This is a genomic window from Polymorphospora sp. NPDC050346 (genome assembly GCF_040655695.1).
Taxonomy (GTDB): Bacteria; Actinomycetota; Actinomycetes; order Mycobacteriales; family Micromonosporaceae; genus Polymorphospora; species Polymorphospora lycopeni.
Window position 1 is genome coordinate 1 of sequence record NZ_JBFAKM010000041.1, and the last position, 15,543, is coordinate 15,543.

Below are 15,543 nucleotides of genomic sequence, written 5' to 3' on the forward strand. Positions count from 1 at the left end.
GAGGCTTTGCCGTCCTTGGGGAAACCGGTGTCGTCCACCACCCACACCCGCGGAGTCACCGTGTCGACCGCGGCCGTGGCCAGCCGACGCCGCACCCCGGTGACATCCCATGTGGACGAGGTCAGGAACTGCTGCAACTGCTGGTGATCGACCCCGAGCCGCTGCGCCATCGGCTGCATCGACTTACGTCGACCGTCCAGCATCAACCCCCGCAGATACCGCAGACCGGTCGCACGCTGATCCGCACGCGGCAACCCCGCGAACACCCCTGCCGCGAAGTCCTCCAACCGTGCCCGCACCCGGGCCAGCTCGCGTTCATCCACACACGGCAGCCAAACACCGCCACGATCCACATACAAGCGACACGCCACAACGACCTAACAAAGCACTATTAGGACGGCGCCAGTGCGCGTTCGAATCGCGCTCCGGGTACGCGACAACGCGGCGCCGCCAGGATTCGACTCCCGGCGGCGCACGCCGCAGGGTAGAGGAGTTCGGTCGTCCTCGCCGGCCTCATAAGCCGGAGACCGCGGGTTCGAATCCCGCCCCTGCTCCCGTCCCGATAGCTCAGCAGGTCAGAGCGCCGCCCCGACACGGCGGAGGTCGCTGGTTCGACTCCAGCCCGGGACACGCACCCTTGGCGCGGTGGACGAATGGGAGAGTCGCCCGGCTTTCACCCGGGACACGTTGCGGGTTCGAATCCCGTCCGCGCTACGCGATCCGGTCCGGGGAACGCCACGGTCGTGTGCCCGAGTGGTCAGGGGACCGCCTGCAAAGCGGTAGACGCCGGTTCGAGTCCGGCTGCGGCCTCGACGCTGTGCCATCCGAGGTGGAGCGGCCGTCCCTGTTGGGACACCCGGCGGCCGTGCCGGCCAGGGACTGGTCCGGCACGGCCGCCGAGGCGTCAGGTCAGCGGCTCGATCCAGATGTTGCGGTATTGCACGGTGTTCTGGTGATCCTGGAGGCGGATCGACCCGGTCGCCGGTCCTTCCGGGATGTTGCCGCCGGTCGGGCCGGTGATGGCGACGTCGTCGTGGACGAGTACGCCGTTCCAGACCACGGTCACCCGGGCGTTCTCGGTCTTGTTGCCCGCGCTGTCGTAGCGCGCGGCGCGGTACTCGATGTCGTACGTCTGCCAGGTCTCCGGTGGTGTCGCGGCGTTGACGTCCGGCGCCTTCTGCAGGTAGATCGCGCCGGCCTCGTTGTTGTCCAGGGTCGGGTCCCCGTAGGAGTCGAGGACCTGGATCTCGTACCGCTCCTGGAGGTAGACGCCACTGTTGCCGCGGTTCTGGCCGGTGACGTCCGGTGGCAGGAGCGGCACCTTGAACTCGACGTGCAGCCGGAAGTCACCGAACGCCTGCCTGGTGCGCAGGTCGCCGCCGAAGACCTCCATCGCGTCGCCGTCCACCCGCCGCCAGGTCGCGCTGCGCCCGTCGGTGTGCTGCCACTCCGAAAGGCTGCCGCCGTCGAACAGTGTGATCCGCTCACCGGGTTTGCGTACGGTGATCAGATCCAGGTTGACGTGTCCGGTGTCGGTCGCGTCCACCCGGTACTGGATCGCGTTGACGCCGCGGCGCAGCGTCAGCTGTTCGGTCTTGGTCGCCCACTCCTTCCAGGTGACCGTCGTGGGCAGCACGGTCTGCTTGACCTTGCGGCCGTTGACGTAGATGCTGATCGTCTTGTCGCCCTGGAACGGGTTGGGACCGTTGCTGTAGCGCAGCCCGACCTCGTACTCGCCGGCCCGCTTCACGTCGACGTGGACGGTGGTGGAGGCGTTCAGCCCACCGAGGTTGTCCACGAACCCGACCCCCGAGTGGCCGGCGTGCTCGGTGTCGAACCCGGCGCCGCCCTCCCGGTTGCCCTCCTCGGCCTCGTAGAAGATCTGGTCCGGCTGCGCGCCCGGGATGGCGTTGAGGGTGTACCAGGCCTCGGTGCTCCACAGTTCCTCACCGTTGGACGCGGTGAACGAGCGCGGCGAGCGCAGGTGCACCACGCGGTTGGCCTGGAGACCGTCGACGGTCAGTGTCACCGTCTTGCGGTCGTTGGAGACCTTCACCCCGGTGACCGTCAGGGTCTCCTCGTCGACCTTCGGCCCGCCGTACGTGGGGGCCGGGGCGTAGCGCCACTGCTGGAGCCGGTAGCGCTGTGCGATGTCCTGGATTGTGGCGGTCGACAGCGGTCGGGTGTATTCGATCCTGAAGCCGTTCGGGGTGGCGCTCATCGACTTCATGTCGAAGGTCCGGTTGTCGTTCGGCGTCAGCTTCTGCAGCCCGTACCGGAGCTTGCCGGCCTGGCCCCAGTTGCCGTCGGCGCCGAGCCCGCCCACGTAGATCGCGCCGTCGGGGCCGAGCGAGACCCGGTTGATGCCGGCCTCCAGCCCCTGGGTGTGCCGGAACACCGCGCCCTGGTACTCGCCGTGGACCTTCTCCAGGTACGCGCGCTGCAACCCGCCGTAGGTGACGTCGCCGATCAGGAACTGCCCACGGTACGGACCCTTCTTGAGTAGCACCGGCGTGCTCGGCGAGTTGCCGATCTCGTTCTGCGGCAGCCACAGCACCGGCCGGGTCACCGGGTTGGCGTCGTACGGCCCGTCCGGATTGGTGTAGTGGTTGAAGAAGCGGTCCTGCTCGATCCGGACCAGCTTGGAGGCGGGCAGGTAGCCGCCCTGGTTGTCGGTGACGAAGAGTTCCTGCTCCGGTCCCCATCCGATGCCGTTCGGGGTGCGCAGGCCACCGGCGACGTAGCTGATCTTGCCGGTGCGCCGGTTCACCACGACGCTGGTGCCGCGGTTGCCGACCGGCTGCGGGTCGGTGGTGGCGCCACCGTAGTCGATCGCGACCGAGAGGTTGAGGTAGAAGTTGCCGCCCTTGTAGAGCAGCCCGAAGGCGAACTCGTGGAAGTTGCCGCCGTACGGCCAGGTGGCCACCGTACGGTGCTCGTCGGCGACCTCGTCGCCGTCGGTGTCCCGCAGTTCGGTCAGCTCGTGCTTCTGCGAGACGTAGATGGTGCCGTCGACCACCGCCACGCCCATCGGCTCCCGCAGCCCGCTGGCGACCCGCTTGTACGTGACCTGGTCGGGGCCGGTCGCCCCGGTCACGTTCTCCACGATGTACACCTCGCCGAGGACCTGGTTGCTGCCGCCCCAGGTGGCGATGACCAGCCGGCCGTCGGGGGTCCAGTCCATGCCCGAGACCTGCGGCTGGAAGCCGTCCGGCCGCAGGTCGGTGAGGGTGTAGTCGGGATGCACGGAATCGAGCGGAAGCCCGTCGCCCGGAGTGTCGGCGACACCCTCGCACTCCTTGCGTCCGGGCGAGACCACCCGCACCGCCTCGGCGTCCGTGCTCAGCACCGAGGTGGGTACGACGGCGAACCCGGTCGCGCCCGGCGGCTGCCACGACAGGGTGAGCTGCTGGCCGCCGCCGGCCTCGAAGTATTCGACCCGCAGCGCGTGGTGCCCCTCGGTCAGCGTGACGCTGCCGTCCTTCGACGTCGCGCCGTGCAGCCCGTCGTGGTCGACCACCACCGCCTCGTCGATGTAGAGGCGGGAACCGTCGTCGCTGGTCAGCCGGAACGTGTACGACCCGGCGGTGGGGATGTGGATGTGGCCGAGCGCGTGCGTGACGAAGTTGTTCTCCAGCCCGAATTCGTCGGCTGTGGACCAGTCGATGTCCGGCATCAGCTTGTCGATGTTCGGGGTCTGGCTCGGCTTGAGGGTGCAGATCTCGGTGAGTGGCACCCGCACGTCGTACGTACGCAGCGTCACCCCCGGCTGCTGGGGTGGCAGGTCCGCGGCCTGGGCGGCGGCCGGCGACGTGGCGACGACGGCCATCGAGGCGAGCAGCGCGACGCCGAGCAGCATGGCCGGCCGGTTCGTTCGTGATGGGCGTGGAGACATTCCCTCCCCCTTCGACGGTGCCCTTGGGAGCCGCCGTCGGGACCATCGCCGAGGGCGCCTGCTCGGGGGACGAAGATGTTCCTCGATTGGCGGCTGGGGGAAATGATCGGCCACATTCGTCGAACCTGCAAGACCTTTGCGGCGTGGCAGTCAAACTTTTGCTATCGCGAGACGAAAGGTCTGGGGTTGGCGCCGCTGGCGGGACGCGGGACGGATCAGACCGACTCGAACTCCTGATCGACGCGCCCGGACGACCGGTCGCCGGGGCGGACGGGTGCCGGCCGGCCGCTCTTGAGGGTGAGCCGGATCGCCTGGTGGACGAGGAAGATCCCGAGCAGCACCATGAGGACGGCGACCGGCCAGCGCAGCGGGTCCGGGAAGTACAACGCGAGGAACCACAGCTTCAGATCGGCGCCGGCGAGCAGGATCACCGCCGGCACCACGCCCTGCGGGAGCAGGCAGAGCGGGCCGAGAACCCAGGAGAGCACCGCGACGAGACTCTCCCGCCCGGACAGCTTGACCTTGGGTACGTCGACCGGCGCCGCGACGGCCGTGGTCTTCGAGGGGTGCCCGGTACGCATCAGGAACAGCATCTCCGGGCCGGCGGCCCGCAGCCGCTCGATCGCGACCCGCCCCAACCACCAGCCGAGGAAGACGCCGGTGACCAGCCCGACCGGGCCACCGGCCCACCGCAGCGCGGCATTGTCGAACACGGTGCCGGCAACGACCAGGGCGACCGCCGGGACCGGTGGCAGCAGGGCGGCCCAGAACAGCACCTGGGACTGCCAGGTGGTCCCGGCCTGCTCGAGCGGGTTCTCCGGTCGCCGGTGCGCGTCCGGGCCGGGCGCCAGCGCGAAGACCGAGGCGTACCCGGCAAGGCCCACGCCGCCGCCGAGCAGGGCCGGCACCAGGGCGAGCAACCACGGCCACGCCCACGTGTATCCGCTCCAGATCGTGAGCCCGACCGTGACGGCGACCGTGAGGGGACCGAACACCAGCAGGTATGCCCACTGCCGGCCGCGCAGGTCCTCCCGTTCGGTGCTGGTCTGCAGGGTCAGCCACAACGCGGTGCCGTCCGAGCCGTAGAGGTTGCAGACGACCGTGGCCGCCATCAACGCCATGCCCGGCCCGGCCCACGGAAGCGCCGCCGTCCAACCCAGGGCCATCGGCAGCAGCGCGGTTCCCAACGCCCACCCCAGGACGATCGCCAGCAGGTGGGTCCGCCCCGGGTCCCGCCACCAGGTGCGCAGTTCCTTGCGTACGACGGCGGCGGTGCGGCCGGCGAGCACGGGCCCGGTGGCGGCCGGCACGTGGGCGCTCCCGCGGATCGTCGCCCGGCCGTGGCGGAACGAGCCCAGGGTACGGCTCCACCCGAGCAGCAGCAGCCCGATCAGCGCGACCATGGCCACCAGCACACCGGCCACGCGCCACCACTGCCCACTGTGGGCGGAGTCGACGGCGACCACGCCCCAGCCGGATGGAACCGCCCGCACCACGGTCGAGTACGCCGACGGGAAACCGGTGGTGAGCACCTCCGAGTACGCGATCGCGACGACGACGACCCAGCCGGACTGGGTGAGTATCAGGAACGCGGCGAGCAGGAGCCCGGTGAACGCCGAGCCGACGCGCCCCCGGGCGATCAGGCCGATCACGCTGTGGGACGTGCGGGACAGCAGGACCACCAGCACCAGTTGCAGCGCGGCCGCGGGCACCGCGACGAGCGCCGGCAGCACGCCCTGCCGGATGCCGTACACGACAAGGCTGACGAAGGCCAGCGCCGTCACCGCGGTGGTGACGCCGACGAACGCGGCACCGAGCAGGCCGACCGCCAGCCGTCGGCGGGGCAACGGCAGCAGCGCGAAGTGGTCGACGCGCAGAACCGACGAGACGCCCCACAGCGGGCCGACCACCCACCCGAGCAACCAGACCAGGTATGCCGTCGCGAGCAGGTCGGGGACCACGCCGGGGCCGGCCGGGTCGAGCAGGCTGAGCCAGATGGTGGCGGCGGCGACCAGGAGGCCGAGTGCGCCGCCGACGACCATCAACGCGGCCCGGCCACCGGTCATCGAGTTCCGGATGATGGCCAGCTTCATCCGGATCAGGACGCCAACCACGACAGCCCTTCCGAGGCCCGGGCGTCACCGCCGGCCACCCGGACGAAGGTCTCCTCGAGGGAACCCCGGCCCCGGACCTCGTCCAGCGGACCGGCCGTCACCACCTTGCCCTCGACCATGATGGCCACCGTGTCGCAGAGCTGCTCGACGAGCGCCATGACATGGCTGGACAGCACCACCGAACCGCCGCCGGCGACGAACCGCGCCAGGATCCGCTTCAACGCCACCGCCGACACCGGGTCGACCGCCTCGAACGGCTCGTCGAGCACCAGGAGCCGGGGTGCGTGCAGCAGCGCGGTCGCCAGACCGGTCTTCTTTCGCATGCCGGTCGAGTAGTCGACGACCAGTGTCCGTTCGGCGTGCGTCAGGTCCATCACGTCGATCAGCTCGTTGACCCGCGCAGTGACCGCGGCCGGATCGAGGCCGCGGAGCTGGCCGAGAAACGTGAGGAGTTCCCGCCCGGTCAGCCGCTCGGGCAGCGCGAGGTTGTCGGGCAGCACCCCGATCAGGGCTTTGGCCCGTACCGGCCCGGACCACATGTCGACGCCGAACACCGCCGAGCCGCCGGCGTCGGGGCGTAACAGCCCGACCGCCATCGACAACGCCGTCGTCTTGCCGGCGCCGTTCGGCCCGACCAGGCCGAAGAACGATCCCGCCGGGACGCTGAGGTCGACGTGGTCGACCGCGGTGGCGTCGCCGAAGGTCTTGGTCAGGCCGGCGAGGAGAAGCGCCGGGACCCCGTCCTCTGCCGGCCTGGGTGGGCCGGTGGCCTTCCGGATCGGTCTCGGCATCGCTGGCCTCGGCTGCCTCGGGGGAACCGCTGGGACCCCAGCGTAGGCCGCGACTACCAGTGCGCCCCGGCGAGTGTCCGAGGGCCGACTCGCTACCGGGGCTCGGGTTTCGCCGGCGATTGATCGCCCGGTGCGGCCGCTTCCGGGGAAGGCCCGCTCCGGGCCGCCCGGGACTGCCACGGCCAGCGCCCCTCGAGCTCCACCTCGAGGGTGAAGCTGAGAAGCGTCCGGACCACGACGATCAGGGCGAGGACACCGACGCTGTGGAATGTCGGGGACACCGCCACCGTCCGGATGATGTCGCCGGCGACGAGCAGTTCCAGTCCCAGCAGGATCGCCCGCCCGACCCCCTGCCGGTACGACCGGTAGGCGTCGCCCCGCTGGCGGTCCCGCCGGTAACCGCGCAGGAAGGCCACCGAGGTGACGAGCACGCCGACCGCGATGACGAGGACACCGGCGAGGTCAAGCAGACCGCCGATCCACTGGATGACCTCCCTGGCCGACACCGCCACCCCCGGACACGAGCCGTACCGCTCCGGCACGTGGCCGCGCCGGGCGATACCCCACCATCGCCCATCCGACGTACGGGTCAGGTGGGTTTCGTCATCTTCGGCTGAAGGGGCTGCCGGATTCGGTCGCGACCAGCTTGACAGGCAAGTGAGCGCTTGCCTATAACTGTGTGTGTGGAGGCGAACCCCGACCTGTTCAAGGCCCTCGGCGACGCGACGCGACGGATCATCCTGGACGAGCTGGCCGACAGGGACGGCCAGACGCTCTTCGAGATCTGCGGCCGGCTGACCATGAAGCATGGCCTGGCCTCCTCGCGTCAGGCGATCTCGCAGCACCTCGCGGTGCTCGAACAGGCCGGCCTGGTGCACACCCGGCGGCAGGGCCGATTCAAGTTCCACCACATCGACACGAGCCCGCTGCGCTCGATCGTCGCGCGGTGGCCCATTGACCGAGAGGAACCGAACCCGTGATTCGTATCAACATCACCAGCGTGCTCGTCGACGACCAGGCCAAGGCGCTCGCCTTTTACACCGAGAAGCTCGGGTTCATCAAGAAGACCGACGTGCCCGCCGGCGGGGCCCGCTGGCTCACCGTGGTGTCGCCGGCCAACCCCGACGGTGTCGAGTTGCTGCTGGAGCCGGACGGCCACCCGGCCGCGGGTCCGTTCAAGAAGGCACTGGTCGACGACGGCATTCCGTACACCCAGTTCGCTGTCGACGACGTCTACGCCGAGGTCGAGCGACTCAAGGGCCTCGGCGTCGAGTTCACCCAGGAGGCGACCGACCTGGGGCCGGTGGTCACCGCCGTATTCGACGACACCTGCGGCAACCTGATCCAGATCGCCGCCATGAAGTAGCGGCGGCATCGGCGGGCGGGTGGCCAAGGGTGGAGAAGGCGATCCGATGCCTATCGGTCAATGTGTGGCGGTGCGGTGGGCAATTTCACCGCGATGCGGAGCCCACCCGCCGGGCGCGAGTCGATGGCCAGGGTTCCGTCGTGTGCGTCGACGATGCTTTTCACGATCGCCAGGCCGAGGCCGACCCCCGCGTGGTCGTTTCCCCGGATGCGTTCGGTGCCGCGTTGGAACGGCTCGGTGAGTGTCGAGACCAGCCGTGGTGAGAGCCTTTCGCCGGTGTTCTCGACAGCGAGCATGACCGATTCGGCATGGACGGCGGTGCTGACCCAGACCGCGCCATTGTCGGGGAGGTTGTGCGAGATCGCGTTGTGTACGAGGTTCGTGGCCATCTGCAGCAGAAGCGCCGCCGAGCCGACGGTGCGGGCGATGTCGCCGGAGATGTGGAGGAGGACCCCACGTTTCTCGGCCAGCGACAGCAGCGTCTCGACCGCCTCCTCCACGACCAGGGAAAGGTCGACGGGCTCCCGGGTGAAGGATCTCTGGTCGGCGCGGCTGAGCAGCAGCAGCGCCTCGGTGAGTTCGATCGCCCGCCCGTTGACCGTGTGGAGGCGCTCGACCAGTTCACCGGCGTCTCGGGTCGGATCGTGGCGTGCCACGTCGAGCAGGGTCTGGGTGATGGCGAGCGGCGTACGCAGTTCGTGGGAGGCGTTGGCCGCGAACCTTCGCTGTTCGGCGACGTGCGCTTCGAGGCGCGCGAGCATGGTGTCGAAGGCGTCGGCGAGCTCCCGGAACTCGTCGTCGCGGCCCGCCAGCCGGATCCGGTGGGAGAGGGATCCGTTCGCGGCCGACCGGGTGGCATCGGTGATGCGATCAAGAGGTGCGAGCATGCGGCCGGCGAGGATCCACCCGCCCAGGAGGCCGAACACGAGCAGGAACGACAGCACGGCGGCAGCCGCCGGGGTGAAGGCGCGTAAAAGGTCCGAGCGGTTGGGTACGAAGCCCGCGGTGGTGTTGATCGCGCTGTCCGGCACGTAGCGCAGCAGGAACACCCACACGGCGGCGAGCAGCAGGACACCGGCGAGGACGAGGAACCCGGCGTAGCTCAGTGCGAGTTTGAGGCGAACGCTCATCCGGGTGACCTACCCACGGCCGGCTGCTTCGCCGTCGGTGCCCGGTCCCGCGTCGATGCGGTATCCGACGCCGGGCACGGTGGCGATCAGCCACGGCTCCCCGAGGCGCTTGCGCAGTGCCGAGACGGTGATGCGGACCGCGTTGGTGAACGGGTCGGCGTTCTCGTCCCACGCGCGTTCCAGCAGCTCTTCGGCGCTGACGACGCCGCCTTCAGCCCTGACCAGGACTTCGAGTACGGCGAACTGCTTGCGGGTGAGTGCGACGTAGCGGCCGTCGCGGTAGACCTCGCGGCGGAAGGGGTCCAGCCGCAGGCCCGCGATCTCCCGTACGGGCGGCCGGTGCTGAGGGCTCCTGCGGTCGAGCGCTCTGATCCTGAGGACGAGTTCGCGGAGTGCGAAGGGTTTCGTGAGGTAGTCGTCGGCGCCGAGTTCGAATCCGGAAACCTTGTCGTCGAGCCGGTCGGCGGCGGTGAGCATAAGGATCGGCAGGCCGCTGCCGGAGGCGACGATGCGTGCCGCGATCTCGTCGCCGGACGGGCCGGGGATGTCCCGGTCGAGCACGGCGATGTCATAGGTGTTGATGCTCAGCAGCGCCAGAGCGGTGTCGCCGTCGCCGGCGATATCCGCCGCGATCGCCTCCAGGCGCAGCCCGTCGCGGACGGCCTCCGCCAGGTAGGGTTCGTCCTCCACGATCAACACGCGCATGCCGCGATGCTACGGGCCGGCGCATATCGTCGGCATATCGGAAACCGCATACGGGCTGGCAACACTGTTCCGCCTCGACTGGAGGCATGAACCCCAGCGCACCAATGCGAACAGCACCCCGCCGGAGCCCGAAGACGGTTCTTGTCATCCTGGTGGTCGTCGTCGCCGGGATCGCCGCGTCCATCGGCTACCGGTCGCTGACCTCGTCATCGTCGTCAGCCTCGTCACCCGCCGACGCACTGCTCGGGATCTGGGGGGATGCGCCCGACGAGGCTGACGGGGTGATCCCCGACGGTGTGGTGGTGTCGGTGTTCGATGACCGGATTCCGGCGGTAGCAAACCTGGATCCGGATCTGCGCGATGCCCTTCGCCGGGCGGCGACGGACGCCGCCGGGAGCGATGTCGTCTTCCGGGTCAACAGCGGATGGCGGTCGCCGGAATACCAGGAACAGTTGCTCCGGGAAGCTGTCTCCGTGTACGGCTCGGCGGAAGAGGCGGCCCGCTGGGTGGCCACGGCCGAGACCTCCGCCCATGTCTCGGGCGACGCGATCGACATCGGGCCGTTCGACGCCACGTACTGGCTTTCCCGGCACGGCGCCGAATACGGGCTGTGCCAGATCTACGGCAACGAGTCCTGGCACTTCGAACTGCGCCCGGAAGCGGTCGACCACGGCTGTCCACCCATGTATCCCGACCCCACCCACGACCCCAGGATGCATTCGAGTCCGCCGCCTTTTGGTGGCCCGCTCTGAAGCCGATCCCGGACGGCGATCGTCGTGAACTCACCTCACCCGTGGCCGGTACGGCCGCCGTGGATGCGGCGGCCGTACCGTGACGAGCACGAACTACGGAAGTGGCGTCAGTAGTACATGAAGCTCGGGACCAGACCCGAGGACTGCGGCTGGGCGATGAGTTCGCCGGGGCCGATTCCGCCACCGTTCGCAACGGCGACCACATCGTAGACCGAGCCGTAATTGCCCATCCAGTGCCATCCCGGGGCCGCCGCGTCGGCCCGGGCCGAGCATTTCTTCAGGAGCGCGATCCCCTCCTCGACGGTGAGGATCTTTTCAGCGTCGGGCGCATTGCAGGTGGAGCTCGCCACGGCCGGCACCGTCGAATGAGAGGCATTGGCGGTCGACGCGGACAAGACCGCCGATCCGATGAGCAGCGCGAGGGGAGCGGCCGCCAGGGTGGCAATTCGCTTCCGGTGCATTGTTGACCTCCAAGAGAATTGACAGGTGCCCGGGATCGGACACCAGAACCGAAGCTAGCCACGCCGCGGTGACCCGTCGTGAGTAGCGCGATACTCAATCCGTGCGACCAGGGTCCGCGCCCCCGGAGTTGGGACGCTGTCGTCCGGCGGTGCCGTTGATGTCTTCTTTGGCATCCAAGGGCGTCAATGATGGCTACACTGGTGCCGCGACCAACGAGGTGTATTGCGGTGGGGGGCGGCATGGCGGTATCGCCCGGCGGTGACGGCCGACCTGACCCGGCTGCCGCGAGCACGGCGGCCGAGTTCGTGGAGGCCCTGCGGCGGTTGAAGAGCTGGTCCGGGGTCGGCTTCCGACGGCTGGAGAGCCGCGCCGCCGCGGCCGGTCGGATGCTGCCACGCAGCACGGTGACGGCCGCCCTGGCGCGGGACACCCTTCCGCGGGAAGATCTCGTCGTCGCGCTCGTGCGTACCTGCGGCGGCGACGACGAAGAGGTGCACCGCTGGGTGACCGCCCGGCGCCGTCTCGCCGCGCTGCGCCCGGCCCCGGTGGCCGAACCCGCCCCCGGACCGGCCCCGGCCCGCTGCACCCTGCCCGCCGACCAGGCCGTGTTCGTGGGGCGGGACAAGGAGATCGAGCAGATCGTCAGCACGGTCGCCGACGCCACACGGGCCGGGGAAGTGGTCAGCATCCATGCCATCGACGGCATGGCCGGCGTCGGCAAGACCACCCTGGCGGTGCACGTCGCGCACCGGCTCAAGGACCGGTTCGGCGACCGGCAGCTCTTCCTGAGCCTGCACGCCTACACCTCCGGCCGGCATCCCGCCGACCCCGCCGATCTGCTCGCGGACCTGCTGGCCGCCGACGGGGTGGACGCCCGGTTCCTGCCGCCGACCCTGGACGGGCGGGCCGCCCTGTGGCGCGACCGGATGAACGGCCGTCGCCTCCTGCTGGTCCTCGACGACGCCGCCAGCACCAACCAGGTCCTGCCGCTGCTTCCCGGGACGCCGGGCTGCCTGGTTCTGGTGACGTCACGCCGGATCCTGGCCGACCTTCCGGCGCCGGTGCCGATCGGGCTGGACGTGCTGTCCCCGGACGAGGCCGCCACGATGTTCGCCCGGCTGGCCGCGCGGGACGCCGGCCGGGAGGTCGCCGAACTGGTCCACGCCTGCGGACACCTCCCGCTGGCCATCTCCATCATGGCCAGCCTCTACCGGCGGCACCGATCGTGGACCATCGCCGAGCTGCGCCGGGAGATGCGGCAGCCGGCCGGCGGGCTGCTCACCCTGACCGCCGAACACCGCACGGTCGCCGCCGTGTTCGACCTTTCCTACCAACACCTTCCCGCCGGCCGGCAACGCCTGTTCCGGCTACTCGGCCTGCATCCAGGGGTCGAGTTCGACGGGTACGCGGTCGCGGCGCTCGCCGGCCTGCCGGTGCACGAGGCCGGGCTGCACCTGGACGAGTTGCAGCGTGACCATCTGCTGGAGGAGCCCGCCTACCGCCGCTACCGGATGCACGACCTGGTCCGGTCGCACGCGGTCCATCTCACTACCGCCGCCGACCCGCCCGAGACACGCGCGGCGGCGACCGGGCGGCTGCTGGCCTACTACCGCGACGCGGCCGCCCTGGCGGTGTCGGTGACCGATCCCCACGAACGGCGCCGCCGCAGGACGACGCCGGCCGACAGCCCGTTGCCGGACCTGCCGGACGCCGGCCATGCCGGGCGATGGCTCAAGAACGAGCTGGCGAACCTGCTCACGGCCGCCGCGCACAGCGGGCCGGACCGGCCGGAACCGGCGTGGGAGATGTCGGTCCTGCTCCACCGGCATCTGCGCACCCACGGCCAATACCAGGAAGCGGAAAGCCTGCACCAGCACAGCCTGGACCTGGCCCGACTCGCGGGAAACCAGGAAGCGGAGACGGATGCCCTGATCGATCTCGGCTACGTCCACCGGGCGCAGGGCCGGCACGAACTCGCCGAGGAACACTACGGGCTGGCGTTGCGGATCGCGCAGCGGCGGGGCGACCGGTCCGGCGAACTCTACGCGCAGCACGGGCTCGGCCACGTCAACTGGATGCGTGGGAACAACGAGCGGTCGGCCATCCACTATGGACGATCACTGGCGATCGCCGCCGAGATCGGGGACCGGGGCGGCGAGTTGGCCGCCCTCAACGGGCTGGGCCACGTCGGCATGCTTCTGGGTCAGTACGAGCAGGCCGAGAACCACTACCGCCGGGCGCTACGGATCGCCGGCGATCTCGGCGACCGGTCCGGCGAACTACAGGCGTTGACCGGGCTCGGCGTCATCCGGCTGAAACTGGGCGAGCTCGAACAGGCCCTGCGCCACTACGGGGAGGCGTTGCGGATCGCGCAGGACTCGGGCAACCGCGCCGGTGAACTCTACGCGCTGCACGGGCTCGGCCACGTCCGCTGGCTGCTGGGCCAACACGAGCCGGCCGCCGGGCACCAGACCCGGGCGCTGCGGATCGCGCAGGAGATCGGCGACCGTACCGGCGAACTGCAGGCCCTGGTCGGCCTCGGGCACGCCCACCTGGCACAGTGCCGGTTCGCGCCGGCCGACGAGTGCTATGAACAGGCACTGCGTAAGGGCCGCGAACTCGGCAGCGCCAACTGGCAGTTCGAGGCGCTGCAGGGCCTGGGCCGGTTGCGGCAGGCGATGGGACAGCCCGCGGTGGCTCTCGTCCAGCACCGGCAGGCGTTGCGGCACGCGACCGGCCTCGGCCAGTTGCCGGATCAGGCGAGGGCGCACGACGGCCTGGCCCACGCCTACCTCGCCATCGGTGATCGCGAACTGGCTGGAAAGCACTGGCAGGTGGCACTGGACCTGCTCGCCAAGCTGGGCACCGACCACACCGACGACGCGCAGACCACCGGTCCGCGCATTCGCGCCCAACTCGCCGAGCTGCGGGGCGGCCGGTGACAACCACCCCGCAGCCGGCCGGGCTCACGGCACCAGGGTCACGTCGTAGTGCTGGAGTGCGCCGATCATCGGGTCGCCGGTCGGGCGCAGGAGTGGTGCGTACAGGACGGTTCTGGTTCCCAGGATCGGGTAGCCCGAAGGGGCGGCCGACGGGCACTGCGCCCGGTCCCCGTCACTGTCCGGCGCGCCGCTGCTCACGATGATGCCGCGCCCCTGGAAGGACGGTCCGGCGAACACGGGACCGCCGCTGTCGCCGGGGCCCACCGCGCAGCCGGCGGTGGCCCGGGCCCGGATCAGGGGGCCTACGGCGTCCGCGCAGCGGGCGCCGTTGACCCGGGCGAAGACGTTGACCGCCTCCACCAACAGATTCGAGTGCATGCCGGTGCCGGCTCCACTGGTGGTGACGAGGTTGTTGACGAGGTCGAATCCGGCGGTGACGCCGGTGTCCAGGCCGACGATCGCGCCGGCGGTCGAGTTCCACGCGCCGGTGTAGACGACGCCGGCCGCGCCCCCGGGCAGGTGGAGCAGCGTCGTGTCCCGGCAGCCGTGCGTACTTCCGGCCTCGACGCTGCCCGCCGGGTTCGGCAGGCCGGGGACGACGACGGTGCCGCCGCTGGGTCGGGTGCAGTGCCCCGCGCTGAGCATCAGGCGGGACGGCAGGGGCTGCCCGGCTCGCTTGACGGTGAAGCCGGTGCTGCACTGGTTGCTGCCGATCGTGTACGCCGATCCGCCCCAGAAAAGGGGGCTGTCGGCTTGCCGGCCGGTCGCCTGGGGACGGGCGCCGGTCCGGACGGTCACCGCAACCCTGGCGGTGCTCAGAAGATCCCGCTGGCCCGCTTCCAGCGTGGTCCCGGTGACGGTCACGGTCAGGCCGCCGCCGTCGGCATCGGGCGCGGCCTCCGCGACCCGCTCGTCGCCGACGATCCGTCGGGCCTCGGCGGTCAGTTCCCGAAGGGTGTGCCGGGCGGGCCGGAACCGTACCGGCACCCCGGCGGTGGCCGCCTCCGCCAGGACGGCGGGTGGGACGGTGCCCTTCCAGTGCACCAGCAGTTCGCGGCGGAGCGGGTCGGCGACGATGCTCGGATTGCCGGCGTCTCCGGCGCGCAGGATCCGCTCGGCGGCCGCGTTGAGCCGGGTCTGTAGTTCGTACACCTCGGCCCAGGACGCGAAGCCGGCCGGGGCGGCCTGGGTGGTCATCTGCGTCGTGACCGACGGCTGCGGCTTGGCGTGGGCCACCGCGGGTGTCGCCGCCAACAGGAGGGCCACGGCGGCGGCCATGACCGGTGCGGGCTTGAGTCTCATTCGGTCTCCTGCCTTTCACGTTCCGGCTTGATCGGCTGTCGGTCCTCGGGCGGGGCACCGCGTTACCAGATGCGGCGCCCCGCC

Annotated in this window: 13 protein-coding genes and 4 tRNA genes; 8 read left to right on the forward strand and 9 right to left on the reverse strand. The window is 70.4% G+C overall.

From position 1 onward, the window contains the following. The coding region (locus AB0I42_RS30780; protein ID WP_357542929.1) for a transposase at nucleotides 1–266 on the reverse strand (266 nt) is incomplete at its 3' end. 212 nt (nucleotides 267–478) lie between these two features. Here AB0I42_RS30780 and AB0I42_RS30785 point away from each other — a divergent pair. The 4 genes from AB0I42_RS30785 to AB0I42_RS30800 all read left to right on the forward strand — a co-directional run bounded on the left by AB0I42_RS30785 (nucleotide 479) and on the right by AB0I42_RS30800 (nucleotide 810). Further along, a tRNA-Met gene (locus AB0I42_RS30785) sits at nucleotides 479–554 on the forward strand. Between the two features lie 2 nt (nucleotides 555–556). Next, nucleotides 557–630, forward strand: a tRNA-Val gene (locus tag AB0I42_RS30790). Nucleotides 631–639: 9 nt separating this feature from the next. Beyond that, a tRNA-Glu gene (locus AB0I42_RS30795) sits at nucleotides 640–714 on the forward strand. A 25-nt stretch (nucleotides 715–739) separates the two neighbouring features. After that, a tRNA-Cys gene (locus AB0I42_RS30800) sits at nucleotides 740–810 on the forward strand. A 94-nt stretch (nucleotides 811–904) separates the two neighbouring features. Here the strand turns inward: AB0I42_RS30800 and AB0I42_RS30805 are convergent. The 4 genes from AB0I42_RS30805 to AB0I42_RS30820 form a co-directional block, all read right to left on the reverse strand. Next, nucleotides 905–3,859 (reverse strand): family 16 glycoside hydrolase, encoded by a 2,955-nt coding sequence (locus tag AB0I42_RS30805; protein WP_357542813.1) that lies wholly within the window; start codon nucleotides 3,857–3,859, stop codon nucleotides 905–907. Nucleotides 3,860–4,110: 251 nt separating this feature from the next. Next, the gene (locus tag AB0I42_RS30810) at nucleotides 4,111–5,988 is read right to left on the reverse strand and encodes a hypothetical protein (RefSeq protein WP_357542815.1); all 1,878 of its coding nucleotides are present in this window, start codon (nucleotides 5,986–5,988) and stop codon (nucleotides 4,111–4,113) included. Nucleotides 5,989–5,993: 5 nt separating this feature from the next. Continuing rightward, nucleotides 5,994–6,800, reverse strand: coding sequence for an ABC transporter ATP-binding protein (locus tag AB0I42_RS30815; protein WP_357542817.1), 807 nt, complete (start codon nucleotides 6,798–6,800; stop codon nucleotides 5,994–5,996). A gap of 92 nt (nucleotides 6,801–6,892) precedes the next feature. After that, nucleotides 6,893–7,306: a DUF1622 domain-containing protein gene (locus AB0I42_RS30820; protein WP_357542819.1), complete on the reverse strand. Its 414-nt coding sequence runs from the start codon at nucleotides 7,304–7,306 to the stop codon at nucleotides 6,893–6,895. A gap of 177 nt (nucleotides 7,307–7,483) precedes the next feature. Here AB0I42_RS30820 and AB0I42_RS30825 point away from each other — a divergent pair, with 177 nt between their 5' ends. Continuing rightward, on the forward strand, nucleotides 7,484–7,780 hold the full coding sequence (locus tag AB0I42_RS30825; RefSeq protein ID WP_357542821.1) for a metalloregulator ArsR/SmtB family transcription factor: 297 nt from the start codon (nucleotides 7,484–7,486) through the stop codon (nucleotides 7,778–7,780). Further along, nucleotides 7,780–8,166: a VOC family protein gene (locus tag AB0I42_RS30830; RefSeq protein ID WP_357542931.1), complete on the forward strand. Its 387-nt coding sequence runs from the start codon at nucleotides 7,780–7,782 to the stop codon at nucleotides 8,164–8,166. Before AB0I42_RS30825 ends, AB0I42_RS30830 begins: the two co-directional genes overlap by 1 nt. Nucleotides 8,167–8,216: 50 nt before the next feature. Here AB0I42_RS30830 and AB0I42_RS30835 read toward each other — a convergent pair whose 3' ends face one another. Beyond that, on the reverse strand, nucleotides 8,217–9,296 hold the full coding sequence (locus AB0I42_RS30835; RefSeq protein WP_357542823.1) for a HAMP domain-containing sensor histidine kinase: 1,080 nt from the start codon (nucleotides 9,294–9,296) through the stop codon (nucleotides 8,217–8,219). A gap of 9 nt (nucleotides 9,297–9,305) precedes the next feature. Beyond that, nucleotides 9,306–10,001, reverse strand: a complete 696-nt coding sequence (locus tag AB0I42_RS30840) for a response regulator transcription factor (RefSeq protein WP_357542825.1) — start codon at nucleotides 9,999–10,001, stop codon at nucleotides 9,306–9,308. Between the two features lie 104 nt (nucleotides 10,002–10,105). Between AB0I42_RS30840 and AB0I42_RS30845 the strand changes: the two genes are divergently transcribed. Beyond that, on the forward strand, nucleotides 10,106–10,753 hold the full coding sequence (locus tag AB0I42_RS30845) for a M15 family metallopeptidase (protein WP_357542827.1): 648 nt from the start codon (nucleotides 10,106–10,108) through the stop codon (nucleotides 10,751–10,753). A 107-nt stretch (nucleotides 10,754–10,860) separates the two neighbouring features. Here the strand turns inward: AB0I42_RS30845 and AB0I42_RS30850 are convergent, their stop codons facing one another. Further along, nucleotides 10,861–11,214: a hypothetical protein gene (locus AB0I42_RS30850; protein ID WP_357542829.1), complete on the reverse strand. Its 354-nt coding sequence runs from the start codon at nucleotides 11,212–11,214 to the stop codon at nucleotides 10,861–10,863. Nucleotides 11,215–11,454: 240 nt separating this feature from the next. Between AB0I42_RS30850 and AB0I42_RS30855 the strand changes: the two genes are divergently transcribed. Beyond that, nucleotides 11,455–14,157 carry a tetratricopeptide repeat protein gene (locus AB0I42_RS30855; protein ID WP_357542831.1) on the forward strand — a complete coding sequence of 901 codons (2,703 nt, stop codon included), beginning with the start codon at nucleotides 11,455–11,457 and terminating at the stop codon, nucleotides 14,155–14,157. A gap of 24 nt (nucleotides 14,158–14,181) precedes the next feature. Here AB0I42_RS30855 and AB0I42_RS30860 read toward each other — a convergent pair whose 3' ends face one another. After that, nucleotides 14,182–15,459 carry a hypothetical protein gene (locus AB0I42_RS30860; protein ID WP_357542833.1) on the reverse strand — a complete coding sequence of 426 codons (1,278 nt, stop codon included), beginning with the start codon at nucleotides 15,457–15,459 and terminating at the stop codon, nucleotides 14,182–14,184. Between the last annotated feature and the right edge of the window lie 84 nt (nucleotides 15,460–15,543).

Excerpts from the sequence above, each read along its gene's own strand:
- AB0I42_RS30805 (WP_357542813.1), bottom strand. The coding sequence starts at position 3,859 with ATGCTGCTCGGCGTCGCGCTGCTCGCCTCGATGGCCGTCGTCGCCACG.
- AB0I42_RS30810 (WP_357542815.1), bottom strand. The coding sequence starts at position 5,988 with ATGAAGCTGGCCATCATCCGGAACTCGATGACCGGTGGCCGGGCCGCG.
- AB0I42_RS30815 (WP_357542817.1), bottom strand. The coding sequence starts at position 6,800 with ATGCCGAGACCGATCCGGAAGGCCACCGGCCCACCCAGGCCGGCAGAG.
- AB0I42_RS30835 (WP_357542823.1), bottom strand. The coding sequence starts at position 9,296 with ATGAGCGTTCGCCTCAAACTCGCACTGAGCTACGCCGGGTTCCTCGTC.
- AB0I42_RS30840 (WP_357542825.1), bottom strand. The coding sequence starts at position 10,001 with ATGCGCGTGTTGATCGTGGAGGACGAACCCTACCTGGCGGAGGCCGTC.
- AB0I42_RS30845 (WP_357542827.1), top strand. The coding sequence starts at position 10,106 with ATGCGAACAGCACCCCGCCGGAGCCCGAAGACGGTTCTTGTCATCCTG.
- AB0I42_RS30850 (WP_357542829.1), bottom strand. The coding sequence starts at position 11,214 with ATGCACCGGAAGCGAATTGCCACCCTGGCGGCCGCTCCCCTCGCGCTG.
- AB0I42_RS30855 (WP_357542831.1), top strand. The coding sequence starts at position 11,455 with ATGGCGGTATCGCCCGGCGGTGACGGCCGACCTGACCCGGCTGCCGCG.
- AB0I42_RS30860 (WP_357542833.1), bottom strand. The coding sequence starts at position 15,459 with ATGAGACTCAAGCCCGCACCGGTCATGGCCGCCGCCGTGGCCCTCCTG.